Source organism: Azospirillum sp. CT11-132 (genome assembly GCF_047302835.1).
In the GTDB taxonomy this organism is placed as follows: domain Bacteria; phylum Pseudomonadota; class Alphaproteobacteria; order Azospirillales; family Azospirillaceae; genus Azospirillum.
Genome location: NZ_JBGLZA010000006.1, coordinates 24,802 through 48,557 on the forward strand (window position 1 = coordinate 24,802; position 23,756 = coordinate 48,557).

Annotated in this window: 23 protein-coding genes; 13 read left to right on the plus strand and 10 right to left on the minus strand. The window is 67.6% G+C overall.

The genetic code is table 11. From position 1 onward, the window contains the following. Positions 1 to 10 precede the first annotated feature (10 nt). The 4 genes from ACCD06_RS24120 (at position 11) to ACCD06_RS24135 (ending at position 3,248) form a co-directional block, all read left to right on the plus strand. Positions 11 to 970, plus strand: a complete 960-nt coding sequence (locus ACCD06_RS24120; protein ID WP_109156711.1) for an isoaspartyl peptidase/L-asparaginase family protein — start codon at positions 11 to 13, stop codon at positions 968 to 970. Positions 971 to 1,290: 320 nt separating this feature from the next. Next, positions 1,291 to 2,241, plus strand: coding sequence for a zinc-dependent alcohol dehydrogenase family protein (locus tag ACCD06_RS24125; protein ID WP_109156710.1), 951 nt, complete (start codon positions 1,291 to 1,293; stop codon positions 2,239 to 2,241). Positions 2,242 to 2,284: 43 nt separating this feature from the next. Continuing rightward, the gene (locus ACCD06_RS24130) at positions 2,285 to 2,719 is read left to right on the plus strand and encodes a CopD family protein (protein ID WP_247871434.1); all 435 of its coding nucleotides are present in this window, start codon (positions 2,285 to 2,287) and stop codon (positions 2,717 to 2,719) included. 49 nt (positions 2,720 to 2,768) lie between these two features. Continuing rightward, on the plus strand, positions 2,769 to 3,248 hold the full coding sequence (locus tag ACCD06_RS24135; protein WP_109156708.1) for a VOC family protein: 480 nt from the start codon (positions 2,769 to 2,771) through the stop codon (positions 3,246 to 3,248). Between the two features lie 94 nt (positions 3,249 to 3,342). Here the strand turns inward: ACCD06_RS24135 and ACCD06_RS24140 are convergent, their stop codons facing one another. Both ACCD06_RS24140 and ACCD06_RS24145 read right to left on the minus strand, forming a co-directional pair. Continuing rightward, positions 3,343 to 3,906, minus strand: coding sequence for a TetR/AcrR family transcriptional regulator (locus tag ACCD06_RS24140; protein ID WP_109156707.1), 564 nt, complete (start codon positions 3,904 to 3,906; stop codon positions 3,343 to 3,345). Next, entirely contained in the window at positions 3,903 to 4,439 is a 537-nt protein-coding gene (locus ACCD06_RS24145; protein ID WP_109156706.1) for a dihydrofolate reductase family protein, read from the minus strand. Before ACCD06_RS24145 ends, ACCD06_RS24140 begins: the two co-directional genes overlap by 4 nt. Before the next feature lie 326 nt (positions 4,440 to 4,765). On the opposite strand from ACCD06_RS24145, the gene ACCD06_RS24150 reads away from it, so the two are divergent. From ACCD06_RS24150 to ACCD06_RS24160, 3 genes are all read left to right on the plus strand, one after another. Beyond that, a complete protein-coding gene (locus ACCD06_RS24150) occupies positions 4,766 to 4,960 on the plus strand; it encodes a hypothetical protein (protein ID WP_109156704.1) in 195 nt (64 codons plus the stop codon). Between the two features lie 148 nt (positions 4,961 to 5,108). Continuing rightward, entirely contained in the window at positions 5,109 to 5,975 is an 867-nt protein-coding gene (locus ACCD06_RS24155; RefSeq protein ID WP_109156703.1) for a cell wall hydrolase, read from the plus strand. A gap of 237 nt (positions 5,976 to 6,212) precedes the next feature. Next, positions 6,213 to 6,914, plus strand: coding sequence for a CBS domain-containing protein (locus tag ACCD06_RS24160; protein WP_109156702.1), 702 nt, complete (start codon positions 6,213 to 6,215; stop codon positions 6,912 to 6,914). 28 nt (positions 6,915 to 6,942) lie between these two features. Here the strand turns inward: ACCD06_RS24160 and ACCD06_RS24165 are convergent, their stop codons facing one another. Further along, complete coding sequence (locus ACCD06_RS24165; protein ID WP_109156701.1) at positions 6,943 to 8,238, minus strand: NAD(P)/FAD-dependent oxidoreductase; 1,296 nt, start codon at positions 8,236 to 8,238, stop codon at positions 6,943 to 6,945. Positions 8,239 to 8,429: 191 nt separating this feature from the next. Between ACCD06_RS24165 and ACCD06_RS24170 the strand changes: the two genes are divergently transcribed. Continuing rightward, a complete protein-coding gene (locus tag ACCD06_RS24170; RefSeq protein WP_109156700.1) occupies positions 8,430 to 9,341 on the plus strand; it encodes a LysR family transcriptional regulator in 912 nt (303 codons plus the stop codon). Between the two features lie 116 nt (positions 9,342 to 9,457). Beyond that, positions 9,458 to 10,861, plus strand: coding sequence for a VOC family protein (locus ACCD06_RS24175; protein ID WP_109156699.1), 1,404 nt, complete (start codon positions 9,458 to 9,460; stop codon positions 10,859 to 10,861). Position 10,862: 1 nt separating this feature from the next. Here ACCD06_RS24175 and ACCD06_RS24180 read toward each other — a convergent pair whose 3' ends face one another. From ACCD06_RS24180 to ACCD06_RS24190, 3 genes are all read right to left on the minus strand, one after another. Continuing rightward, positions 10,863 to 12,680, minus strand: a complete 1,818-nt coding sequence (locus tag ACCD06_RS24180) for a sensor domain-containing phosphodiesterase (RefSeq protein ID WP_247871433.1) — start codon at positions 12,678 to 12,680, stop codon at positions 10,863 to 10,865. Positions 12,681 to 12,803: 123 nt separating this feature from the next. Next, positions 12,804 to 13,388, minus strand: coding sequence for a GAF domain-containing protein (locus tag ACCD06_RS24185; RefSeq protein WP_109156697.1), 585 nt, complete (start codon positions 13,386 to 13,388; stop codon positions 12,804 to 12,806). A gap of 138 nt (positions 13,389 to 13,526) precedes the next feature. Continuing rightward, complete coding sequence (locus ACCD06_RS24190) at positions 13,527 to 15,182, minus strand: SLC13 family permease (protein WP_109156696.1); 1,656 nt, start codon at positions 15,180 to 15,182, stop codon at positions 13,527 to 13,529. Positions 15,183 to 15,722: 540 nt separating this feature from the next. On the opposite strand from ACCD06_RS24190, the gene ACCD06_RS24195 reads away from it, so the two are divergent. Continuing rightward, positions 15,723 to 16,853, plus strand: a complete 1,131-nt coding sequence (locus ACCD06_RS24195) for an HlyD family secretion protein (RefSeq protein WP_109156695.1) — start codon at positions 15,723 to 15,725, stop codon at positions 16,851 to 16,853. Then, complete coding sequence (locus tag ACCD06_RS24200) at positions 16,850 to 18,442, plus strand: DHA2 family efflux MFS transporter permease subunit (protein WP_109156736.1); 1,593 nt, start codon at positions 16,850 to 16,852, stop codon at positions 18,440 to 18,442. Before ACCD06_RS24195 ends, ACCD06_RS24200 begins: the two co-directional genes overlap by 4 nt. 13 nt (positions 18,443 to 18,455) lie before the next feature. On the opposite strand, the gene arsB is transcribed toward ACCD06_RS24200, so the two are convergent. Genes arsB through ACCD06_RS24215 form a run of 3 tightly spaced genes read right to left on the minus strand, consistent with a single transcriptional unit; the run spans position 18,456 to position 20,461 of the window. Next, entirely contained in the window at positions 18,456 to 19,487 is a 1,032-nt protein-coding gene (arsB, locus tag ACCD06_RS24205) for an ACR3 family arsenite efflux transporter (RefSeq protein ID WP_109156735.1), read from the minus strand. Between the two features lie 34 nt (positions 19,488 to 19,521). Further along, on the minus strand, positions 19,522 to 20,040 hold the full coding sequence (locus tag ACCD06_RS24210; protein ID WP_109156694.1) for an arsenate reductase ArsC: 519 nt from the start codon (positions 20,038 to 20,040) through the stop codon (positions 19,522 to 19,524). Positions 20,041 to 20,062: 22 nt separating this feature from the next. Further along, positions 20,063 to 20,461 carry an ArsR/SmtB family transcription factor gene (locus ACCD06_RS24215; protein WP_247871431.1) on the minus strand — a complete coding sequence of 133 codons (399 nt, stop codon included), beginning with the start codon at positions 20,459 to 20,461 and terminating at the stop codon, positions 20,063 to 20,065. Positions 20,462 to 20,900: 439 nt separating this feature from the next. On the opposite strand from ACCD06_RS24215, the gene pyp reads away from it, so the two are divergent. Both pyp and pcl read left to right on the plus strand, forming a co-directional pair. Further along, entirely contained in the window at positions 20,901 to 21,290 is a 390-nt protein-coding gene (gene pyp / locus ACCD06_RS24220) for a photoactive yellow protein (protein ID WP_247870963.1), read from the plus strand. A gap of 10 nt (positions 21,291 to 21,300) precedes the next feature. Next, positions 21,301 to 22,530 carry a 4-coumarate--CoA ligase gene (pcl, locus tag ACCD06_RS24225; protein ID WP_109156693.1) on the plus strand — a complete coding sequence of 410 codons (1,230 nt, stop codon included), beginning with the start codon at positions 21,301 to 21,303 and terminating at the stop codon, positions 22,528 to 22,530. Between the two features lie 346 nt (positions 22,531 to 22,876). Here pcl and ACCD06_RS24230 read toward each other — a convergent pair whose 3' ends face one another. After that, positions 22,877 to 23,752 (minus strand): LysR family transcriptional regulator, encoded by an 876-nt coding sequence (locus tag ACCD06_RS24230; protein WP_109156692.1) that lies wholly within the window; start codon positions 23,750 to 23,752, stop codon positions 22,877 to 22,879. Positions 23,753 to 23,756: the final 4 nt, after the last annotated feature.

Sequence of the window (23,756 nt, forward strand, 5' to 3'; positions counted from 1 at the left end):
ATCCGCACCCATGACCCTTTCCCACCCGCAGCCCTTCGCGCTGGCCATCCATGGCGGCGCCGGCACCATCAAGCGCAGCGCCCTGACGCCGGCCCTGACCGAGGGCTATCACGCCGGCCTGCGCCGGGCGCTCGCCGCCGGGCACGAGGTGCTGGCCGACGGCGGCAGCGCGCTCGACGCCGTCACCGCCGCCGTCATGGCGCTGGAGGACGAGCCGCTGTTCAACGCCGGCCGCGGCGCCGTCTTCACCGCCGAGGGTGTGCAGGAGATGGACGCCGCCATCATGGACGGCCGCGACCGCGCCGCCGGTGCGGTGGCCGGCCTGTTCGGCCCGCGCAATCCCATCCTGGCCGCCCGCGCGGTGATGGAGCACACGGAGCATGTCCTGCTGATCGGCGAGGGCGCGCTGGATCTCTGCCGCCGCCAGGGTCTGGCGATGGAGGAAGCCCCCTATTTCTTCACCCAACCGCGTTGGGATGCCCTGCAGGCCGAACTGGAGCGCCGCCGCTCCGGTGCGCCCGACGACGGGGATGAACAGCGCCGCCACGGCACGGTCGGCGCTGTCGCCCGCGACCGCGACGGCAACCTCGCCGCCGCGACCTCGACCGGCGGCATGACCGCCAAGGCCAAGGGCCGCGTCGGCGACAGCCCGGTGATCGGCGCCGGCACCTTCGCCGACAACATCACCTGCGCGGTCTCCGCCACCGGCCACGGCGAGCATTTCATCCGCCGCTGCGCCGCCCACGAGATCGACGCCCGCATGCGCTGGGCCGGCCAAAGCCTGGAGCGCGCCGCCGGCGACGTGGTGGACGAGCTGGGCGTGATCGGCGGCTCCGGCGGGCTGATCGCCATCGACCGCGACGGCCGGGTGGCGCTGCCCTTCAACTGCTCCGGCATGTATCGCGGCGTCATCGGGCCGGAGGGGTTGCCGATGACGGCGATCCACCGCGAGGAGTTCCGCATCGGCTGACCCTCCGACGGGAAGGCCTCCTCTCCCCCAAGGAAAGTCCCCTCTCCCCCCCGGGGAGAGGGTTAGGGTGAGGGGGACGCGTGGCGAGGATCCTCAAGCATCGTGCGCCTCCCGCTCTCCCGCCGATCCACCCTATGTATCCCCCTCACCCCGACCCTCTCCCCGGGGGGGAGAGGGGGATTTTGCCAAGTCGGCAGACACGTATCCTGATTTTCGACCGTGATCGTCCCGCACTGCCCCGTTTCCCCGGCTGGACAGGTGGGAGCCGGCTTGCGACGCTTCGGCTTGAACGGCAACGCCCCGGAACGGAGGATGACGGCATGCGTGCGATGGTGATTTCGCGGTTCGGCGGTCCCGACGTGTTCGAACTCCAGGATCGGCCGCGCCCGGTCGCGGCACCGGGCGAGCTGCTGGTGCGGGTGGTGGCGTCGGGCACAAACCCGGTGGACGCCAAGATCCGGCAGGCCGGCAGCTGGGCCGGCATCCCCTTCCCGGCGGTGCTCGGCTATGACGTGTCGGGCGTGGTGGAGGAGGTCGGCCCTGGTGTGACCGGCTTCAGGGCCGGCGACGAGGTGTTCTACACGCCGGAGATCTTCGGCAACCCCAACGGCAGCTATGCCGAATACACCGTCGCCGCCGCGTCCATCGTCGCGCACAAGCCGCCGGGCCTCAGCCATGTCGAGGCGGCGGGCATCCCGCTGGCCGGCGGCACGGCATGGGAGGCCATCGTCCGCCGTCTGGCGGTGCGGCCGGGCGAGACGGTGCTGATCCATGGCGGGGCCGGTGGCGTCGGCAGCTTCGCCATCCAGTTCGCCAAGGCGGCCGGCGCCCGCGTGCTCGCCACCGCCAGCAAGGCCAACCACGAGGCGATGCGCGACCTCGGCGCCGACGTGACGCTCGACTACCGCGACACCGACGTGATGGACCAGATCCTGCGCGAGGCGGGCGGGGCGGGGGTGGATGCCTCCTTCGACACTGCCGGCGGCAATGTGCCGATGAGCACGCTAGCGACCCGTCCCTTCGGCCGCATCGCCACCATCCTGCCGCCGACCGGCGACCTCGACGCGCTCTATGTGAAGAACCAGACCCTCTACGGCACCTTCCTGACCCGCGAGGGCGCCCGCCTGCGCGAGATGGCGCCGCTGTTCGAGCGCGGGCAGGCCAGGGTGATCGTCGATGCCGTCCTGCCGCTGGAACAGGTCGGCAAGGCGCATGAACGGCTCGATTCCGGCCACGGTCGCGGTAAGATCATCCTCCAAGTGGGCGCCTGACGCCCGCACGAGGCTTGCGTGGGGCTTTCGGGGGGCAGTCGTTGTGTATATCTGGCTGATCGGTCTGCACGTCGCCGCGGTGACGGTGTGGATCGCGGGCATGTCCGTCGCCGCCATCCTGATCAGCGCCCTGGACCCCACGACCGCCGCCGAGGAGGGACCGGCCCGCGTCCTGCGCGCGGCCTTGCGCTGGGACCGCCGCGTGACCTCCCCGGCGATGGGGCTCGCCTGGATTCTCGGGCCCACGCTGGTGGTGGTCGGCGGCTGGGGCTTCGAGCCGTGGCTGGTGGCGAAGGTCGCCATCGTCATCGCCCTGTCCGCCCTGCACGGCAAGCTCGCCGCCGGACTGCGCCGGCTGTCCGAACCGGCACCGGCTTCTGGTGTCCGCCCGGTTTCCCCGTTGCTGCGCTTTTCCCCGTTGGCGGTGATCGTCGGGGTCATCGCCATCGTCACACTGGTGGTGGTGAAGCCCTATTGAACACGGTATGGTGTCGAACCGGGAGGATTCCAGCGCGAAAGGACAAGCCATGGCCGTCGCCAAGACCACGATCTGCCTCTGGTACGACAAGGACGCCGAGTCCGCAGCCCGCTTCTACGCCGAGACCTTCCCCGACAGCGCCGTGCACGCCGTCCACCGCGCCCCCGCCGACTACCCGTCCGGCAAGGCGGGCGACGTCCTGACGGTCGAGTTCACCGTCGCCGGCATCCCCTGCCTCAGCCTGAATGGCGGCCCGGCCTTCAAGCACAGCGAGGCCTTCTCGTTCCAGATCGCCACCGACGACCAGGAAGAGACCGACCGCTATTGGACCGCCATCGTCGGCAACGGCGGCCAGGAGAGCGCCTGCGGCTGGTGCAAGGACCGCTGGGGCATTTCCTGGCAGATCACGCCCCGCGTGCTGACCGATGCGCTGGCGGCGGGTGGCGAGGAGGCCAAGCGGGCGTTCGAGGCGATGATGGGGATGACGAAGATCGACGTGGCGGCGATCGAGGCGGCGCGGCGGGGGTGAGGGAGAGTCATGGAGGCGCGGCGAAAGTGTGTGTCGGCTTAGCCCAAAGCCGCCATTCAAGCTGGCGGCGCACCCGCTACGAATTGGCCTGCAATCAGTTGTTGAGTCCGTTCAATAGTTCAGTAAGGGCCTTGTCGTAATCATCCTTCGAGCCAGGGCCCTCAGAATGGAAACCGCCACTGATCGCAGTTGCGATTGCGGCACCATGGGTGAAATCGACGAGTATGTTTACCCAAATTTTGGTTCTCTGCGGCGACAATCCAGCTTCGACCAAAAGTTCGCTAATCTCTTTGGTTATTCGTTGCGCCTGTTCCGGAAAGACCGTGGGTCGGCTGAAGATGAGCAGGGTGAGGCCGGGATGGTTCAGCACTTGGCCATGATAGGCCCGCAAGAGGGCTTCGATCCGGCTCCGGGGGGCGCCTGATGCTGGTGCTGAGACGTCACGGTAGACCCGTTCCGACATGGCACCGATCAAACCGTCACGATCACCGAAATGGTGGTATATCGTCATAGGATTGATCTGGAGCCGTTCAGCCAATGTACGCATGGTGAACGCATCGACCCCATTGGTATCAACCAAGTCTAGTGCGGCTGACAGCATGTCGTCACGCGAGACGGCTGCCTTGTTGTGGGGCGGACGTCCCCGTGGGCGCGTCATGGTGCGATCCGGTAGCGTGACTGGACGAGACCGGAAGCGAAACTGCGGGTCTCTTCATGGATGAGCGCAATATCGGAAGGGATCGCGCCAAACAGGCTGCGCCCCTGTCCAAGCAGCACCGGGACGCGAGTGATTACCATGTCTGTAATCAGTCCTTCGCGCAAGAATGATTGAATGATTAAGCCGCCATCTACATAGACACGGCGATTTCCCGCAGCCTCGAGCATTGCCATCGCTTGCTTTGGAGATTTGTCGGAGAACTGGACCTTTTCCGCCATGTCCTCTGGAACCTGCTGGCCCTTAAGTGAGCCCGACATGACCACAACCGGACGTGTGTAGGGCCAGGGCCTTATATTCTGAATGCTCTCATAGGTGCCGCGTCCCATGAGGATGACATCGATATTATCGATGAAGGCGTCATAGCCATGATCCTCGGAAGGGTCGTCCCTTTCCAGTAGCCAGCCGATGTCCCCGTTATTGCGTGCAATGAATCCATCAAGACTGGTCGCGATGAAGACATGACCGCTGATCATTCTCGACCCCCTTATTTATACGTCGTATAAATAATTAGAGATGGACGTCGTTTGCGTCAAGCTGCGTCGCATCGGAGCCGGAGGTGAAGGGCAACTCCTGGCGCAAAACGGACTCTCACCCCCACATCATCCCGAATGCACGCCACCGAGTGCCCCGGCGCCACCTCTCGCAGGGTCCGTGCCTGAGGATCAGGCGATAGCTTTCGCCCACCGACGATGCGACGCGTTCGCTCGACAGTGCCGTGCCGCCGCAATCCAGAACGGCGCGATCTTGCGGTCCGCCTCCTGTTTGCTGGGGCTCTACCCAGACCGACAAGGAGTCCTCCATGCCCAGCACCCCCGATCCCCGCCCCGAGTCCACCAACGACCGCACCGAAGACCGCACCTCCGGTCAGGCCCAGGTGCCGAAGCCGCCCTCACGCGCGGAGGTCGAGGAGATCAGCCGCTCGCAGGAGTATCTGACCGACGATTGGACCGGCGACGGCGGAAAGCCGGAAGGGTCCGGGCGCTCTCCGGCGTAACAGGCACGGGGACGGACCCTTCCCGGACCCGAACGGCGTACATCCTCCGCCCTCAGGCTTAAGCTGTCTGAGAAGTGGACGAATCAGGGAACTTGCCGTCCGCCCTCCTGTCGAAGGAAGTCCCCCTTCCGACGACGGAGAGACCGGGATGCGCAATCTCCTTCCAGCCCTGATGCTCGCGACCGTCCTGCTGCCGGCCGGTGCCGGTGCGCAGGTCATCGATGCCGGCGACGCCGTCTGCCGGCCGGGCGACAGCGGGTGCGCCCGGTTCGTCGGTGATGTGAAGGGGGGCATGCCGAAGCGGGGTGGCGCCAAGCAGCCGGTCGTCATCGGCACGTCGGTCTACATGCTGACGCCCTGGCAGGCCGAACGGGAGCGCCGCTGTCTCGCGCTGGCCGGCTGGGCCGAGGCGAGGGGGGAGGGGGCCGACGCCATGGCGGCCGTGATGTGGGTGGTCGCCAACCGCGCCGCCTCGGCCGACCAGCCGTCGCTGCCCTGCCGGGTCGTCGTCGCCGCAGGCCAGTTCGAACCCTTCGCGGTGCCGCCGGTCGAGCCGAAGACGCGGGAGAAGCACGGCAAAACGGCAAAGCAGCGGGCCACACAGCGGGAGAAGGCCGCCGAACAGGCGAAACTCGCCGCCGATCCGCGTGTGGAGGCGCGGCGCATCCTGGCGGAGATCCGCCGGCAGGCCCATGTCATCCGGGCGGGCGGCATGCCGTCCTGGCCGAAGCCCCGCCTCACCGCCGATCAGGAGGCGCTGCACGTCGCGCGGGGGCTGGCCTGGTATCTCAACGACGACGACATGCCCGATCCCACCGCCCGCGCCTCGCTGTTCTACAGCCCGCCGGCGCAGGCGGCGCTCCGCCGCCAGAAACCGGACTGGGCGGAGGCGCGGCTGCACACCACCTCCATCGGCGGCCATGCCTTCTACCGCTATCCGACGCCGCCTGCCGAGACGGCCCCCACCAAGCTCGCCGATCCGATCGGCACGCTGGTGGCGGAAATCAGCGAATAGGCGGCGGGGCGTGAGATTCGGGAAAGGCGGATGAGCGGCTAGGAGTACGTCATCTCGTCTCAAAGACGAGGGAATGTCTGTTAACCGCCTGAAATTGCGGATAGTTGATCCGTATTTTCCATCAGGCGGAAAGCCGGGTCGTGAATTGCTGCAGATCAATCGTACCCGTCTGTCGATCCCCTAGGCTGTTCTTGTCGAACGACATGACGGCCAACGACTTCGAAGGGGAGAGAAACGATGAAGGCAGTCGATCTTATGACGCCGCGGGTCATCACCATCGGTCCCGATGCGACCGTCGCCGATGCCGCCCGCAAGATGCTGGAGAACAACATCAGCGGCATGCCCGTGGTCGATGCGGCCGGCAAGGTGGTGGGGATCATCAGCGAAGGCGATCTGCTGCGCCGTGTGGAACTGGGGACGGAGCGTCATCGCTCCTGGTGGCTCAGCATGGTGTCCGGCGGCACCCTGCCGACGGAGGACTTCATCAAGTCCCATGCCCGCAAGGTCGCGGACGTGATGACCAACCACGTCACCACGGTGGACGAGAACGCCACGCCGGAGGACGTCGTGCGGCTGATGGAGACCCGACGGATCAAGCGCGTGCCGGTGGTGCGCCAGGGCGCCCTGGTCGGCATCGTCAGCCGCGCCAACCTGCTGCGCGCGCTGGCCAGCGTCGCGCCGGATACCCCGGCCGCCGCCCCCGACGACCGCGCGCTGAAGGAGCGGGTGGCCGCCGCCGTCAGAGAGGTTTCCTGGGACTCGCGCTCGCACGACGCCATCGTCGTCCGCAACGGGGTGGTCCAGCTCTGGGGCTTTGCCAGCAGCGGATCTCAGCGCGACGCCGTGCGCGTCGCGGCGGAAAGCGTCCCCGGCGTCAAGGCGGTGGAGAACAACATCCAGGTCGTCGACGCGGCGGAAAGCGGCGCCTGGGGGCTGTGATCAGGATGCCGGGGCGGGTTTCCGGCGTTCAGATCCGCCCCGGCAGCCTCGCCCCGACCAGATGGGTCGCCTGTGCGCCATACTCATAGACGGCTTCCCGCATGGCGCGGCCCGACACCGTCCCGGTGGGCGTGTTGGGCAGTGGCATCTCCGCATCCGGCAGCTTGCCGGTGACGTGCTCGGCCAGGCAGCGGCCGAGCACGGTGCCGGGGGCGATGCCGCGGCCGTTGTATCCGCTGAAGGCGATGACGTTGCGGTCCAGCCGGTGGAAGCGGGGCAGGTTGTCGCTGGTCATGCCTATCTGACCGTACCATTCCGCCTCGAACCGCACGGGGCCGAGCTGCGGGAAAAGGGCCGCCAGCGACCGCTGCGCCCAGGCCCGATGCACCGCCGTCCCGGTCCCGCGCAGCGCGCCGACGCTGCCGAACACCAGCCGGCCCTGCCGGTCGAAGCGGTAGGAACTCAGCACCGACTTGGTGTCCCACACCCCCTGGCGTTCCGGCAGGATGGCCCGCTGCATGGCGTCGGACAGCGGCTCCGTCGCCAGATTGAAATAGGGCAGGTGGACCTGTTCGGTGCGCAGTTGCTGCCAGGGGCCGATGCTGTAGGCGTCGGTGGCGACCAGCACCCAATCGGCGGTGACCGACCCGTTCGGCGTCTTCACCTCCCACTTCGACCCGGTCTGTCCCGCCGACTGCACCGGGCTGCCGGTGAAGATGCGGGCACCCGCCGCAATCGCCGCCGTCGCCAGTCCGCGCGCATAGGCCAGCGGCTGGATGGTGCCGGCGCGGCGATCCAGCAGCGAACCGGTGTAGGCCGTGGTGCCGACCTTCTCAGCGGTTTCCCTCGCGTCCAGCAGGCGGACGGGGGCACCGCGCTTCTGCCAGATCGCCGCCCGCTGTTCCAGTTCGCGCAGGCCCGCCTCGCCGACGCCGCAATGGAGCGTGCCGGCGCGCTCGTCCTCGCAGGCGATGCCGTGCTTGGTGATGAGCTCGAAGACATACCGGGGGGCATTGCCCAGCAGATCGATCAACCGCTCGCCATAGACCGGCCCCAGGGTGCTGACCAGCTGGTCCGGCATCACCCACATGCCAGCATTGACCAGCCCGACATTGCGGCCGGCGCCGCCGAAGCCGATCTCCACCGCCTCCACCACCACGGCGTCGACGCCGCTTTCGGCCAGATGCAGCGCGGCGGACAGGCCGGTGTAGCCGGCGCCGACGATCACCACGTCGGCCCGGACGCTGCCGGCCAGCGGTGCGGTCGGCGGTGCCGCCGGTGCGGTGCGTTCCCAAAGCCCGTGCGACCGCGGATCGTTCTGCATCCCCTGTGGTCCTTTTCGCGTCTGTTGCTTTTGCTTTTGTACGCCCGTCATTCCCGGCTGGAAACACTGTCCCCACCGCATCCATGGGCGGAACGGGCCGCCGCAGCCCCTGGATGGTTGGGAAGATTGACTTGCCTACCTCCTTCGGCCAAGTGATGTTTGCTCAACCAGTCATTCTTCCCAGGAATGAGATGCAGAGCCCCCGCCGCTTCCTTCCCTCCCTGGCCCTGCTCTCGGCGTTCGAGGCGGCGGCGCGTACCGGCAGCATCACCGCGGCCGCCAAGGAACTCTCCCTGACCCAGAGCGCGGTCAGCCGTCAGATCAAGGCGCTGGAGGAATTGCTGGAGGTCGAGCTGTTCCACCGTGAACGGCAGACCATCCGCCTGACCGCCGGCGGCGAATATTACGTGCGCGAGGTCCGCGACGCGCTGCGCAAGATCAGCACCGCGTCGCTGAACCTGCGCGCCAACCCCTTCGGCGGCACGCTCAGCATCGCCATCCTGCCGACCTTCGGCACGCGCTGGCTGGCGCCGCGTTTGCCGAACTTCCTGGCCGACAATCCCGGCATCACCATCAATCTGGTGACGCGGATGGCGCCCTTCGATTTCCGGCTGGACCCGGCGGATGCGGCGATCCATTTCGGCCGTCCCGACTGGCCGGGCGGGGAGATGGCGCTGCTGCGCCGGGAGACCGTCATCCCCGCCTGCAGCCGGGGCTTGCGCGACCGCTTCGACTTCCGCCAGCCGGCCGACCTGCGGCTCGCCCCGCTTCTGCATCTGACCAGCCGCCCCGATGCGTGGGAGCGCTGGCTGACCCTGCACCGCACCCCCGCCGACGGCGTGCACGGCATGCTGTTCGACCAGTTCGCCACGGCGTCCCAGGCGGCCATCGCCGGGCTGGGCGTCGCCCTGCTGCCGCTGTTCCTGATCGAGGAGGAGTTGCGGTCGGGACAGCTGGTCCCGGCGCTCGACCTGCCGATGGAGAGCGAGAACGCCTATTACGTCGTCTGGCCGGCGGAGCGGGCGGGCTATCCGCCGCTCGCCGCCTTCCGCGACTGGATCCTGGCGGAGACGGCGGACTGCCGCGACCCTGCAGGGTCATGAGCTTTGGTCATGAAGTCGGGAAAAACAATCGCAATCCAGCGCGGCAGATCGTTGCTATAGCAGCGGCTTGGAAGGGACCGCACAGGTCCGGCAAGCCAACGCGAGCGAGATTTGGAATGAGCGTCCAGACGATTACCCGTGCCGTTGCCATCAGCCCCAATGCGATCCGCACCCTGTTCTCGACCGCCATGTCGGAGATGTATCGGACGGAGGTTCCGGCCTATCAGACGCTCGTCGAGCTGGTGGAGGAGGTGAACGCGGCGGTGCTGGCCGCCGACCCGGCCGAACGCCACCGGCTGGAGGCCGCCGGCGGGCTTGCCCGCATTTCGGAGGAGCGCCACGGTGCCATCCGCCTCGGCACGGCGCAGGAGCTGTCGACCATGCGCCGGCTGTTCGCGGTGATGGGCATGCATCCGGTCGGCTATTACGACCTGTCGGAGGCCGGCGTCCCCGTCCATTCCACCGCCTTCCGCCCGGTGGACGGGGAGGCGCTGAACCGCAACCCCTTCCGGGTCTTCACCTCGCTGCTGCGGCTCGACCTGATCGCCGACGCCGATCTGCGGCGGGAGGCGGAGCGGGTGCTGGCCGCCCGCAGCATCTTCACTCCCGGCTGCCTCGCCCTGATCGAAAAGGCGGAGGCCGAGGGTGGGCTTGACGAGGAGGATGCCGACCGCTTCGTTGCGGAGGCGCTGGAGACCTTCCGCTGGCACAGCCGGGCCAACGTTCCGCTGGACCTGTACAACCGCCTGCACGACGCCCACCGGCTGATCGCCGACGTGGTGTCCTTCAAGGGGCCGCACATCAACCACCTGACTCCGCGCACGCTGGACATCGACGCGGTCCAGCGGATGATGCCGGAAAAGGGCATCGCGCCCAAGGCGGTGGTGGAAGGCCCGCCGACCCGCCGCTGCCCGATCCTGCTGCGCCAGACCTCCTTCAAGGCGCTGAGCGAGCCAGTCGATTTCCGGGCCAGTGACAATGACGGTGACGGTTGGCGGTCGGGTGTCCACACCGCCCGCTTCGGCGAGATCGAACAGCGCGGCATCGCACTGACGCCGAAGGGACGGGCGCTGTACGACACGCTGCTGCAGGACTCCCGCCGCCTCGTCGCTCCGGCCGCTGACGGCTCCAACGCCGCGCAGTATATGGCGGCGCTGCAGGAGGTGTTCGCGCCCTTCCCCGACAGCTGGGATGAAATCCGCCGCGAGGGGCTCGGCTACTTCGCCTATTCGCTGACCGAGGCCGGCCGCCGCAACCCGCCGGCGCCGGGTGCCGACCTTGAAACGTTGATCGAAAGCGGCCTCGTCCGCTTCGACCCGGTGGTCTACGAGGATTTCCTGCCGGTCAGCGCCGCCGGAATCTTCCAGTCCAACCTGGGCGATGATGCGCAGCAGGACTTCACCGCCAGCCCGAACCAGCAGCGCTTCGAAGCGGATCTCGGCGCCGCGGTGCTGAACCCGTTCGACCTTTATGCGGAGGTCGAACGGGCCTCCATCGCCGCCTGCGTCGCGGCGAAGTAGGTCAAGCGGACATGGCGGCGGGGCGGAAGGCGCCCGCCGCCAGCCAGTCCTCGAACGCCGTCGGCGCCAGCGGCCGGGAAATCAGGTAGCCCTGGCCGAAATCGCAGCCGTGCAGGCGCAGCCAGTCGTAAGCCTCGTCGGTTTCCACCCCCTCGGCGATGACGAGATATCCCAGGTCATGGGCAAGCTCGATGGTCGAGCGGACCATGATCTGGTCGCTGCGCTCGGCGGCGATGGCGCGGATGAAGCGCTGGTCGATCTTCACCGCCGTCGCCGGAATGTCCTTCAGATAGGACAGGGCGCTCTGCCCCGTGCCGAAATCGTCGATCTCCACCGCGATGCCCAGGTGGCGCAGCCGGCGGAGCTGGCGGTCGACCTCCGCCCGATCGGTCATCAGGGCGCTTTCCGTCACCTCGAAATCGATCCAGTCCGCCCGCACCCCGTGGCGGTCCAGCATCGCCGCCACCCGGTCGGCGAAATCGCCGGTGCCGAGATCCAGCATCGAGATGTTGATCGACACCGGCAGGGCGATGCCGCGCCGACGCCAGTGCGCGACCTGCGCCAGCACCGCCGCGATCACCCATTCGGTCAGCGGCCGCACCAGCGCCGTGCGTTCGGCCAGCGGCACGAATTCGGCCGGTGAGATCGGCCCCAGTTCCGGATGGGTCCAGCGCAGCAGCGCTTCCGCGCCGATGCAGCGGTCGGTGCGCAGGTCGACCTTGGGCTGGTAGGCGATGTGCAGCTGATCCCGCGCGCCCATCGCCTCGGTCAGGCTGCGCAGCAGCAGGAAGGCACGATGGGCGGCGCGGTCCTGTTCCTCGTCATAGGCGCACCAGGGCTTTTGCTCCTCCAGCGACTGGTGGGCGGCACTGGTGGCCGCGCGCAGCAACTCGACGCCTCCCGGCGGACTGTCCGACCGGTGGACGAAGCCGATGCCGGTGGATGTGGCGATCGGCACGCCCTGATATTTGAAGGGGCTGCGAATGGCGGTGCTGACGCGGTGGAGCGTGGAAACAAGCTCGCCGTCCGCCGCGCCGTGGCCCTGCAGGATGAAGGCGAAGCGGGCCGGCGAGACATGGTAGAGCCGCGTCCGCTCCGGCAGGCAGGCGAGGATGCGGCGGGCGCAATCCACCTCGAACGCATCGGCGCAGACCTGCCCCAGCACGCGGGTCAGCTCGGCATATTGCTGGGATGCCGCGGTGTCGATCACCACCGCCGTTTCCGCGGACTCCGCCGGTTCGGCCGTCATGGCATCGACATCGGCGAGGAAGCGGAAGCGGTTCGACAGCGCGGTAACGGGATGCAGATAGCCGACCGCGCGCCGCGCCTCGATATGCGCCATCGTCATCGCCGACAGGTCGCGCAGCGCCTCCTCCTCCTCCGGAGTCAGGGCCGCGCGCGGCTGGTCATCGATCACGCAGATGGTGCCCAGCGCCAGCCCGTCGGTCGTCCGCAACGGCGCCCCGGCATAGAAGCGGATGTTGGGATCGCCGGTGACCAGCGGGTTGTCGGCGAACCGCTCGTCCTGCCGGGCGTCGGCGACCACCAGCAGGGCGTCGGATTCCAGCGCATGGGCGCAGAAGGCGTGGTCGCGCGGCGTCTCCTGCACCGGCAGCCCGATCCGCGACTTGAACCATTGCCGGTCGCGGTCCACCAGCGAGATCAGCGCAACCGGCACCTTCAGCAGCTTGGCCGCCAGCCGGGTGATCTGGTCGAAGGCAGGTTCCGCCGGTGTGTCGAGCAACTCGTACCGCTGCAACGCCACGAGGCGGTCGTCCTCGCGGGCCGGGATCGGCGGCAAGGCCGACGCGGGCATCATGGGGATGGTCATCCTGTTCCCGGCAATATCGTCTTCAACAAAGTCCGGCACCGATCCTGCCGTCAAATCCGTCAATGAGCCAGTGAGAATGGTGCAGCGCAGCATAAAAACAACCCGTCGTCCTCAACTACGCCGATTTTCGCTCTGCAATTTTTCGTCCCGGCGCCGCTCGATGGCGGCCAGCGCCGTCACCGTCAACTGGGCCAGCACCATGCGGTCCACCGTGCCGAAGCTGCGCGGCACCGTATCGATCAGGCAGACGGAGCCGAGCGCCAGCCCCTCCCGGTTGATGATCGGCGCGCCGGCATAGAAGCGGATGTGCGGTTCCCCCAGCACCAGAGGATTGTTCTGGAAACGCGGGTCGCAGGCGGCATCCTCCACCACCATCGGCAGGCTCTGGCGGATGGTGAAGCGGCAGAAGGCGATGTCGCGCGAGGTTTCCTGCACGGCAAGGCCGCGGCGCGCCTTGAACCACTGGCGGTCGGCATCCAGCAGCGACACCAGCGCGATGGGCACGTGGAAATGGTCGCAGGCCCAGCAGACCAGATCGTCGAAGGCCGGCTCCGGTTCGCTGTCCAGCAGTCCCGTGCGCCGCAGTGCATCCAGCCTTGCCGCCTCGTCATCGATGGGGACCGCGCCGCGCGGGATGATGCTTGGAGAAACCTCCCGGGCGGTGCCGCTCGCGCCGGTCTCCGTCAGAAATGTCATGGGCTGGGGCTCCGCAGTGCGATGGATAGGGCTGCGTTCCTTCTACGTTTGGGCGCAGTTTTGGATTTGCGGATTTGGAATTATTTGCTGCCGCGTAGCGGGACGACCGCCCCCATCCTTGCCTGCGGGCAGTCCGCGCTATTCCCCCACCGGCGGGGACAGCGTCCCATCGGCCGCCTCTTCCGCCGTCTTGGGCATCCGCCGGCTCATGCCGCGCAGGACCGCGGCGACGCCCAGCGCCAGCAGCGCCATCGCCCCCACCAGATTGGTCTGGATCGCCCCGCCATAGACATAGCTGGTGAGGTACAGCGCCGCGATGCCGACCGTCATGGCGGTGACCGGCACGCCGAAGCGCAGGAACGAGACGAACGGCATGTGGTGCCCGTCCTTTTCCAGCAGCCCGACGGTGGTGACGTTGGCGCTGGCGCCGATCAGCGTGCCGTTGCCGCCCAGGCAGGCGCCGAGCGCCAGCGACCACCACAGCACGTTGGTGGTCATCTGCAGTTCCGCACCGCCCAGCCCGGCCGCCGTGAACTCCGTGGCGAAGGAGGCAGCCAGGACCCGCACGATGGCGGCGGCGGCGATGGTGTAGGGGATGTTGTCGACCACCGCCGACACCACCGCGCTGAACACCAGGATCAGCAGGGCCGCGGTCAGCAGCTTCGCCTGCAGCCCCATGCCGAAGCCGACGGAGACCGCCTGCACCAGATCCTGCAGCTTCGCCGCAGCGGCAGCGATCAGGCCGGTATGCTCGGCCGAGCTGATGGCCATGAACAGGAAGATGAAGAAGCCTAGCGTCAGCCACTCGATCCCATGTTCGAAGCCATGGGTGAACAGATGCTCCGCCTTCTTGGCCCCCAGCGGGCCGCGCAGGATGATGTGCCGACCGGCCATGGTCAGCACCGCCCCGGTGAAGGCGACGACGCCGACCGGCAGATGGGTGATGCTGTGGGTGAAGAAGCCGAGGAAGGTCAGCCCGACCACGCCCAGGGTCCAGGACAGCACCTTCGGATCCTGCAGTTCCACCGTTTCGGCGTCGCCCTCGCTCTCGGCATGGGCGCCGGCCAGATCCTTGCGGTACCAGAAGGCGCTGAAGGCGCAGAGCGCGACGATCATGAAGATCACCGGCACGGTCAGGAAATAGATGAAGTCCATGAAGGGCAGGCCGGCCGCCACGCCGACGATGACGTTGGGCGGGTCGCCGATCAGCGTCGCCGTGCCGCCGATGTTGGCGGCCATCACCATCGGCATCGCCAACGCCCACACCGACACCCGCAGGCTGCGCGCCGCCTTCGACACCACCGGCGCCATGAACAGCACGGTGGTGACGTTGTCGGCGAAGGCCGACAGCACCGCCGTCGCCACAATGACCGTGTTCGCCAGCAGCTTCGCCCGGCCGCGCGCCCAGGCAACCATGCGGGCGTTCAGCCAGTCGAAGACGCGCGTGCCGATCAGGACCGACACGATCGCCATCATGCTGCCCAGCAGGAAGATGACGTTCCAGTCGACCGCGCGCACTGCCGTGTCGAAATCCATGATGTGCAGCGGCGTCGCCGCCGAGACCATCAGCATCACGGCGACGATGGCGCCGGCCGCCAGCGTCTTGTGGAAGGTCTCGGCGATCAGCGTGGCGAACAGCGCCGCCAGCAGCAGCCCGACGGCGATCTGGGCGCCGCCGTCCGTCGAATAGGCGAAGTGACCGGTATCGGCCAGGACGGCGGTCGGTGCCAACAGATTCACGGTTGCGGCGACCGTCGCGGCTGTGGAGGCCATGAGCTTGACGATGGGCCTCATGGTCGGCTCCCCGGTTCTTGAGTCACGGCGCCCCCGGTTCAGCGGCAGTTCAACGGCAGTTCGATGGCAACTCCCGCCGGCGTCGCTTCCGTGTTCGTTACTCGACTATACTAATATATTAAAGTGGGTCGACAACATGGTAACCGAGCCCGGAGACCTTGGCGCCAAAATGTCGCATGTCATGCGGAAATATGGACTCAGCCATGACGGCAGACGGTCATGGTGGAGGGGAGTTAAAACTGTGTGGGGATCGCCAGGATATCGCCAACCATCATCGGAGTTTACTTGGCGACTACCGTGGTGACTCCAGGATGATTGCGGATGGCCACTTTCCTCTACCCCAACAACGGAGCGGACGCCCTGATGTGATTGTCCGCCGATGACATGGCCGGTTTGCAGTCGTGCCGGTCAGCTTTCTGCCGTGTTGGTGCAACGCAATGGGGGGCTGACGTGTTTCGCGCTGGGGAGCCGTGCCGCTCCCGCGCGACAACGACCGGGCCTTTACCGATCGCCCGGCATTTCGGTCAGGAGCGTCACAGCATGCCGGACGACCAGCAGCACAGGGACGTCGTCACACTTGCGGATCAGGATGCCGGCCGCAGCGAACGCGGACAGCCGGCCGCCGAAGCCGGCCGCAAGAAGCCCGGATTCATCCGGCGCCATCCGCTGGCCATCATCGTCAGGCTGGTGGTCGTCGCCTTGCTGGCGGTGGCCGGCTACATCTATTGGCAGCGCAACATCCATCCCTATGAATCGACCGACGACGCCTTTATCGACACCCGCCAGTTCCCGATCGCGCCCAAGGTGTCCGGCTATGTGGCGGAGGTGGCGGTCGGCGACAACCAGCATGTGAAGGCCGGCGACCTGCTGTTCCGCATCGATCCGCGCGATTATCAGACCGCGCTGGAGCAGGCGCAGGCGCAGATCGACTCCGCCCAAGCCGCGATCACCGGCTATGACGCCCAGATCGCCGCCCAGCGCGCCCAGATCGATCAGGCCAGGGCGGAGGTCGCACAGGCGGAGGCGGCGGTCGGCTTCGCCAAGGAGGATGCGGCGCGCTACCGCGACCTGCAGTCCCGCGGCGCCGGAACAGTGCAGCAGGCGCAGCAATCGACCGCCAACCTGCAGGAACAGCAGGCCAAGCTGACCAGCGCCAACGCCGCGGTGATCGCCGCCGAACGGCAGGTCGGCGCGCTCCAGGCCCAGCGCACCAGCGCCGAGGCCGATCTGGCGCGCGCCAGGGCGCAGCTGGCCCAGGCGAAGCTGAACCTGTCCTACACCACCATCACCGCGGCGCAGCCGGGCCGGGTGGTGCAGCTGAGCGGGGCGGTCGGGCAGTTCGCGCAGGCCGGCCAGAGCCTCGCCATCTTCGTGCCCGACGACATCTGGGTCACCGCCAACTTCAAGGAAACCCAGATCACCGACATGCGGCCGGGTCAGCCGGTGAACATCCGCATCGACGCCTATCCCGATCAAAAGGTCACCGGCCATGTCGACAGCGTGCAGCCCGGCTCCGGCACCGCCTTCTCGCTGCTGCCGGCCCAGAACGCGACGGGCAACTATGTGAAGGTGGTGCAGCGCATCCCCGTGAAGATCGTCGTCGACCAATGGCCGGACGGCGTGTCGATCGGCCCCGGCATGTCGGTGGTGCCGCGGGTGACGGTGCGATGAGCGCCGCGGCGGAAGGCGCCAACGCCGGCGGCTTCGATGCGTCGCAGAGTGCCGCCGGCGGCCGCAATCCCTGGATGATCGCCGTGGTGGTCTCCATCGCCACCTTCATGGAGGTGCTGGACACCACCATCGCCAACGTTGCCCTGCGCTACATCTCCGGCACGCTGGCGGTCAGCGCCGACGAGGCGTCGTGGGTCGTCACCTCCTACCTCGTGGCGAACGCCATCGTGCTGACGGCCAGCAGCTTCATCGCCAAGCGCTATGGCCGCAAGCGCTTCTACCTGACCTGCCTGGGGCTGTTCACCGCCAGCTCGATCGCCTGCGGCTTCGCTTGGAATCTGGAATCGCTGCTGCTGTTCCGGGTGCTCCAGGGCTTCGCCGGCGGCGGCATGGTGCCGATCTCGCAGTCGATCCTGGCCGACAGCTTCCCGCCGGCCAAGCGCGGGCAGGCTTTCGCCATCTTCGGCATCGCCGTGGTGGTGGCGCCGGTGGTCGGGCCGACGCTGGGCGGCTGGCTGTCGGACAATCTGTCCTGGCACTGGTGCTTCCTGATCAACGGACCGGTCGGGCTGTTCGCCTTCGCGCTCGTCAGCTTTTTGGTTCAGGAGCCGAAATCCGCCATCGAGGAGCGCCAGCGGATGAAGCGGCAGGGCATCCGCATGGATGTGGTCGGCTTCCTGCTGGTGGCGACCTTCCTCGGCTCGCTGGAGGTGATCCTCGACCGCGGCCAGACCGACGACTGGTTCGCGTCCGGCTTCATCATTATCTTCACCGTCATCTGCATCGCCGCCTTCTGCCTGATGATCCCGTGGGAGATGACGCGGGAGAACCCGATGCTCGACCTGCGGATGGTGGCGACGCGGCAGTTCGGGTCCTGCTTCCTGGTGATGCTGGCGACCGGCGCCATCCTGATCGCGACCACCCAGTTCCTGCCGGAGCTGCTGCAGGCCTATTACGGCTTCACCGCCACGTGGGCCGGCCTCGCCCTGTCGCCGGGCGGCATGGTGACCATGGTGATGATGATCGTCGTCGGCCGGCTGTCCGGACGCATCCAGCCGAAATACCTGATCGCCACCGGCGCCACCATCGTCGCGCTGGCGATGTGGGACCTGACGCGGCTGAACCCGGAGTCGACCTTCTGGTTCTTCGCGTGGTCGCGCATCTATATCGGCATCGGGCTGCCGCTGATCTTCATTCCGATCACCACGGCGTCCTATGACGGCATCCCGCGCGACAAGACCGATCAGGCCTCCGCCCTCATCAATGTCGCGCGCAATGTCGGCGGCTCCATCGGCGTGTCGATCGCCCAGAATGTGCTGGCCATGCGCGAGCAGTTCCACCACAGCCGGCTGGTCGAGACCATCGTCCCCTCCAACCCGGCCTATCAGCGCACCCTTGAACAGGCGACGACCTATTTCTCCTCCGCCGGCGGACAGGCGGGGGCGCGGGACCGGGCCATCGCCTATATCGGGCAGCAGGTGCAGATGCAGACCGCCTATTGGGCCTACATCGACGTGTTCTTCGCCCTGATGCTGATCTCCGCCTCGGCCGTGCCGCTGGCCCTGATCCTGCGGCGGGTGAAGCACTGAAGACCGGCGGGACTCACGCCCCGGCCTGTCCTTCGTACCAAGGCTTGGATGCCTTGACGATGCGCACCACCGACAGCATTACCGGCACTTCGACCAGCACGCCGACCACGGTGGCGAGCGCGGCGCCGGAGCCGAGCCCGAACAGGCTGATGGCGGCGGCGACCGCCAGTTCGAAGAAGTTGGAGGCGCCGATCAGCGCCGCCGGCGCCGCCACGCACCACGCCACCCCGAACCGGCGCGACAGCCAATAGGCCAGACCGGCGTTGAAATAGACCTGGATCAGGATCGGCACCGCCAGCAGGACGATGACCAACGGCTGCGCCAGGATCCGGTCGCCCTGGAAGCCGAACAGCAGCACCAGCGTGGTCAGGAGCGCCAGCAGCGACACCGGCTGGATCCGGCTGAGAACGCGCGCCAGCGCCGGCTCGCCGCCGGCCGCCAGCAGGCTGCGCCGCCAGAGCTGGGCCGCCAGCACCGGGATGACGATGTAGAGCAGCACCGACAGCAGCAGCGTCCCCCACGGCACGGTGATCGACGCGACGCCCAGCAGCAGCCCGACGATGGGCGCGAAGGCGAACACCATGATCAGGTCGTTCAGCGCCACCTGGCTCAGCGTGTAATGCGGTTCGCCCTCGCACAGGTTCGACCAGACGAACACCATGGCGGTGCAGGGCGCCGCCGCCAGCAGGATCAGTCCGGCGATGTAGGAGGAAATCTGTTCCTGCGGCAGCAGCGGGGCGAACAGATGGCCGATGAACAGCGTGCCGAGCAGCGCCATCGAGAAGGGCTTGACCGCCCAATTGATGAACAGCGTCACGCCAATGCCGCGCCAATGCTCACCAACCTGTCCCAGCGCGCCGAGGTCGATCTTCAGCAGCATCGGCACGATCATCAGCCAGATCAGCACCGCCACCGGCAGATTGACCTGGGCGACCTCCGCCGCCGCGATCGCCTGGAACAGGCCGGGCACCAGATGGCCGAGCGCGATGCCGGCGACGATGCACAGCGCCACCCACAGGCTGAGATAGCGCTCGAACAGGCCCATGGCGGGAGGCGCCGCCGGGGCGGTGGAGTGGACGTCAGCGGACATCGGTGCCGCCCTCCGCCCGTGCCATGTCGTCCATTTTCCGCTTCAGCGCCATACGGTCGAGCGACGCGATGGGCAGGGCGGCGAAAGCCTGGATGCGGCGTTGGATCTGCCCGAACACCGTGGCGGTGAAGGCGGCCTTCTCCGCCTCGGTGCCCGTGGCGCTGGACGGATCGGGGAAGCCCCAATGGGCGCTGATCGGTTGGCCCGGCCAGACCGGGCAGACCTCTCCGGCGGCGTTGTCGCAGACGGTGACGACGAAGTCCATGTGGGGGGCGCCGGGGGCGGCGAACTCGTCCCAGGTCTTCGACCGCAATTCCGCCGTCGGGAAGCCCAGCCGCTCCAGCAGGTCGCGGACATGGGGGTTGATGCGCCCGGACGGCTGGCTGCCGGCGCTGAAGCCGCGGAAGCGGCCCTTGCCCTCCCGGTTCAGCAGGCATTCGGCCATGACGCTGCGGGCGCTGTTGTGGGTACACAGGAACAGCACGTTGTAGACGCGATGCTCGACCATTCTTCGCTCCGTTTGCAGGCGGTCAGCAGCCGCGGCGCGGCCCTGCGGACGCTCCTTGGCAGGGATTTTCCTCGGTCACCGTGTTGGCCGGTCCCGGCGTCGGCGCGCAGAGCGGCACGCAGGCGGCGGGATTGGCCGACCGGCCGCAGCAATTCTCCGACAGGAAGCCGACGATACCGGTCATCCGTTCGAAATCGGCCGAGTAGATCAGCGACCGGCTCTCGCGCCGCTGCACGATCAGCCCGGCATGGGTCAGGTTGGACAGGTGAAAGGAGAGGGTGGCCGGCGCGACCGCCAGCGCCTCCGCGATCGCCCCGGCGGAGCTGCCCTCCGGCCCCGCTTCCACCAGCAGGCGGAAGATGTCCAGCCGCGTCTCCTGCGCCAGCGCCGCCAGTCCGGCCAGGACGTCCTTCTTCTCCATGCCGGCCCCCGTAAATTCGATGTTTCAACAAGTATCGAATTAACTGCCGTGGATAGGGCTGTCAATCTCATTTCGATGACAGTCGAAATGACCGGTGGCCGGCCGGCGCCGTGGACAGGACTGCCTTCCGGAGATTGTCGGCAGCCGCATCGGCGGCGCGGCGAGTGTCAAGATCCAGTTAAGAATGCGGCACAACCAAAATCATATTACGTCATAATTCAGAATGATTTTATCTCTATGCTTTTGAGTCCCTATAGACAAGCGAGCCATCCAAACATACCTCTATCGATAACGCCGATGACGAAGAGGTTTGGGGCGATCAACGCCTTCTTCGAATTCATTGTCCATTCATGAGCGATGTCCGCCAACAGGCATCGACTTTCGTCCGCTGCGCGCCCGGCGCGGCGCGCGTCTTTCTGGATACGGAGAACTCCCCACCATGCCCGCGACCATGCAACTCGTCGAGTTCGGCTCCTCCGACATCGAAAACACCCTCGGCAAAATGAGCGCGTCGGAGATCGACCGTCTGGCGTTCGGCGCCGTTCAGCTCGATGCCACCGGTCGCATCCTCCAATACAATTCCGCCGAAGGCGCCATCACCGGACGCGACCCGAAGACCGTCGTCGGCAAGAATTTCTTCACCGAGATCGCCCCTTGCACCAACACCCCGGCCTTCAAGGGCGTGTTCGACAAGGGAGTGAAGTCCGGAGACCTGAACACGATGATCGAGTACACCTTCAACTACCAGATGCAGCCGACCAAGGTGAAGGTCCACATGAAGAAGGCGTTGATCGGCGACAGCTATTGGGTGTTCGTCAAGCGCCTGTGAGCGGGTTGCCATGACGATCCAACGATGGTGGCGAAATCGCGAGAGCCTGAGCCGGGTCGTGTGCGATTTGCTGGCCGGCGAATTCGCACGGCTTCGGCCGGGCGGTTCGCCGCCGGCGCATCCCCATCGCTGGCCGGAGACGCTTCCGCTCGGCCCTGACGGGGTAGGAGCCGACTCCCTCGATCTCCTGCAACTCGCCGCGGCCCTCAACGAGGCGCTGCACCTGCACCGCAGCGGCATCGAGGATTACCTTCTGGTGCATCGGACGGTCGGGGACTGGCTCGACGTTTGCGAGGCGGCGCTCGGCCGCTTCGATGGTGCGCTGAGTTTCCGCACGTCGGGCAGCACCGGCGAGGGGAAGCGTTGCGAGCATCCGCTGGCCGCGCTGGAGGAAGAGGCCGACGCGCTGGCCGCTCTCCTGTCCGGCGGCGCGGAGGCGCCGCGGCGTGTCGTGAGCGTCGTCCCCGCCCACCACATCTACGGCTTCCTGTTCACGGTGCTGCTGCCGGACCGCCTCGCCGTCCCGGTGGTGGATGGACGCGGCACCTCGCCCGGCGGTCTTGCGGCCCGGCTCGGCCCCGGTGACCTCGTCGTCGCTCACCCCGACTGGTGGGGCGCCTTGCTGCGTTCCGGCGCGGCCCTGCCGGACGGGGTGACGGGCGCCAGTTCCACCGCGCCCTGTCCGCCGGACACGGCGCGCGGCGTGCGTGGGGTCGGGTTGGCGCGGCTGGTGGAGGTGTTCGGGTCCTCGGAAACCGCCGGGCTCGGCTGGCGCGAGAGCCCCGACGCACCATTCCGGCCCTTTCCCTGGTGGCGTTTCGGCGACGACGGCAGGGTGACCCGGCGTCTGGCCGACGGAACGGTCCTGTCCGCCACACTCCAAGACCGGTTGAGTCACGACGAAGAAGGCTTCCGTCCAAGCGGTCGCCTCGACACGGTCGTGCAGGTCGGTGGGGTGAACGTGTCACTGGCGGGGGTGCAGGCGCATCTGGCCGGCCATCCCGATGTCGAAGCCGCCGCCGTAAGGCTGATGCGGCCCGAGGAGGGGACACGCCTCAAGGCCTTCATCGTCCCGGCACGCACGGCACCACCACGGGAGGAGCTGTATCGGCGGCTGACCGACTGGATCGAGGCGACGCTTCCCGCCCCGCACCGTCCGCGTGCCCTTGCCTTCGGCCCGGCATTGCCGGTGAATGGAATGGGAAAGCCCTGCGACTGGCCGCTGGCGACTGACCGCTGACGTCGCAGGGGTGAGCGGCGGGGCGGGTTGCCCGCGGAACTCGTCTGGAAGACGCGGGCCAACCGCTCCCCTCGCCGGGCTTAGAAGCCGATGATGCCGGTCATCCAAAGCAGGATCACGATAATTCCGGGGACACCCAGAAGCCAAAGCAAGATAGGCATGCGACGCCTCCATATTCCGAGGGACAGGTTGGAAGAGCAGAACTCTTCGATGCTGCCGATTCAACGAAACAGCGTGGGCATCTGTTCCATCATTTTTTTGCCGCGCTCACGGTAGACGCAAAAATTTCGAGGGCGTCGCCGATGGAACCGTTCGGAATTGGGCGGTGGGCAGGCGATGAACTCCCTCAATCCTCCAGCAGTTGCCGCCCGTTGGCGATGATCGACACCAGGGCGTCCATCACCGCCCGCACCCGTGCCGACCGCCGCAAATCGCCATGCACCAGCAGCCACAGCTCGCGCGGCTGCGGCGGCGGGGGAGCGGGGTCGGGCATGACCGCGACCAGGGCGGGATCGGACCGGCCGAGGAAATGCGGAATCGCCGCGATGCCGACGCCGGCCGCCGCCGCGCCGCGCAGGCTCATCAGGTCGTTGGCGCGGAAGACGAAGGGTCGGCGGCCGGCGATCTGGCGCAGCCAGCGCTGTTGCGGCACATGGTCAAGGCTCTCGTCATAGCCGATGAACTCCCAGCCGGCCTCGTCCCGTCCGTCGAGATAGCCTTGCGTGGCGTAAAGCCCGTAGCCCATCGCGCCGACGCGCCGGGCCACCAGCCCCTCGTCCTCCGGCCGCTGCAGGCGCAGGGCGAGGTCGGCTTCCCGCCGGGTCAGGCTGACCGCGCGGGCATCGCCCACCAGCTCCACCACCAACTTCGGCAAGGTCCGCCGCAGCCCGGCCAACCGCGGGGCGAGGAAATGGCTGGCGAAGGCCGGCGGGGCCGACAGGCGCACCGTGCCGGCCGGCTCGCCCGGCTGGCCGCGGGCATGGCGCTCCACCGCCAGCACGCCGTCCTCCACCCGGCGGGCCAGCGCCGCGAACTCCTCCCCCTCCGCCGTCGGGGCGTAGCCGCGCGGCAGCCGGTCGAACAGGCGCACGCCCAGATCGGCTTCCAGCGCCGCCACCCGGCGGGCGACCGTGGAATGGTCGACTCCCAGCCTCCGCGCCGTCGCCGACAGGCTGCCGCTGTCCGCCAGCGCCAGGAAGATGCGCAAGTCATCCCAATTCATCGCT

Coding starts and splice junctions, on each gene's coding strand:
- ACCD06_RS24120 (WP_109156711.1), top strand. CDS start 11: ATGACCCTTTCCCACCCGCAGCCCTTCGCGCTGGCCATCCATGGCGGC.
- ACCD06_RS24125 (WP_109156710.1), top strand. CDS start 1,291: ATGCGTGCGATGGTGATTTCGCGGTTCGGCGGTCCCGACGTGTTCGAA.
- ACCD06_RS24135 (WP_109156708.1), top strand. CDS start 2,769: ATGGCCGTCGCCAAGACCACGATCTGCCTCTGGTACGACAAGGACGCC.
- ACCD06_RS24140 (WP_109156707.1), bottom strand. CDS start 3,906: ATGACGCGCCCACGGGGACGTCCGCCCCACAACAAGGCAGCCGTCTCG.
- ACCD06_RS24145 (WP_109156706.1), bottom strand. CDS start 4,439: ATGATCAGCGGTCATGTCTTCATCGCGACCAGTCTTGATGGATTCATT.
- ACCD06_RS24150 (WP_109156704.1), top strand. CDS start 4,766: ATGCCCAGCACCCCCGATCCCCGCCCCGAGTCCACCAACGACCGCACC.
- ACCD06_RS24155 (WP_109156703.1), top strand. CDS start 5,109: ATGCGCAATCTCCTTCCAGCCCTGATGCTCGCGACCGTCCTGCTGCCG.
- ACCD06_RS24160 (WP_109156702.1), top strand. CDS start 6,213: ATGAAGGCAGTCGATCTTATGACGCCGCGGGTCATCACCATCGGTCCC.
- ACCD06_RS24165 (WP_109156701.1), bottom strand. CDS start 8,238: ATGCAGAACGATCCGCGGTCGCACGGGCTTTGGGAACGCACCGCACCG.
- ACCD06_RS24170 (WP_109156700.1), top strand. CDS start 8,430: ATGCAGAGCCCCCGCCGCTTCCTTCCCTCCCTGGCCCTGCTCTCGGCG.
- ACCD06_RS24175 (WP_109156699.1), top strand. CDS start 9,458: ATGAGCGTCCAGACGATTACCCGTGCCGTTGCCATCAGCCCCAATGCG.
- ACCD06_RS24180 (WP_247871433.1), bottom strand. CDS start 12,680: ATGATGCCCGCGTCGGCCTTGCCGCCGATCCCGGCCCGCGAGGACGAC.
- ACCD06_RS24185 (WP_109156697.1), bottom strand. CDS start 13,388: ATGACATTTCTGACGGAGACCGGCGCGAGCGGCACCGCCCGGGAGGTT.
- ACCD06_RS24190 (WP_109156696.1), bottom strand. CDS start 15,182: ATGAGGCCCATCGTCAAGCTCATGGCCTCCACAGCCGCGACGGTCGCC.
- ACCD06_RS24195 (WP_109156695.1), top strand. CDS start 15,723: ATGCCGGACGACCAGCAGCACAGGGACGTCGTCACACTTGCGGATCAG.
- ACCD06_RS24200 (WP_109156736.1), top strand. CDS start 16,850: ATGAGCGCCGCGGCGGAAGGCGCCAACGCCGGCGGCTTCGATGCGTCG.
- arsB (WP_109156735.1), bottom strand. CDS start 19,487: ATGGGCCTGTTCGAGCGCTATCTCAGCCTGTGGGTGGCGCTGTGCATC.
- ACCD06_RS24210 (WP_109156694.1), bottom strand. CDS start 20,040: ATGGTCGAGCATCGCGTCTACAACGTGCTGTTCCTGTGTACCCACAAC.
- ACCD06_RS24215 (WP_247871431.1), bottom strand. CDS start 20,461: ATGGAGAAGAAGGACGTCCTGGCCGGACTGGCGGCGCTGGCGCAGGAG.
- pyp (WP_247870963.1), top strand. CDS start 20,901: ATGCCCGCGACCATGCAACTCGTCGAGTTCGGCTCCTCCGACATCGAA.
- pcl (WP_109156693.1), top strand. CDS start 21,301: ATGACGATCCAACGATGGTGGCGAAATCGCGAGAGCCTGAGCCGGGTC.
- ACCD06_RS24230 (WP_109156692.1), bottom strand. CDS start 23,752: ATGAATTGGGATGACTTGCGCATCTTCCTGGCGCTGGCGGACAGCGGC.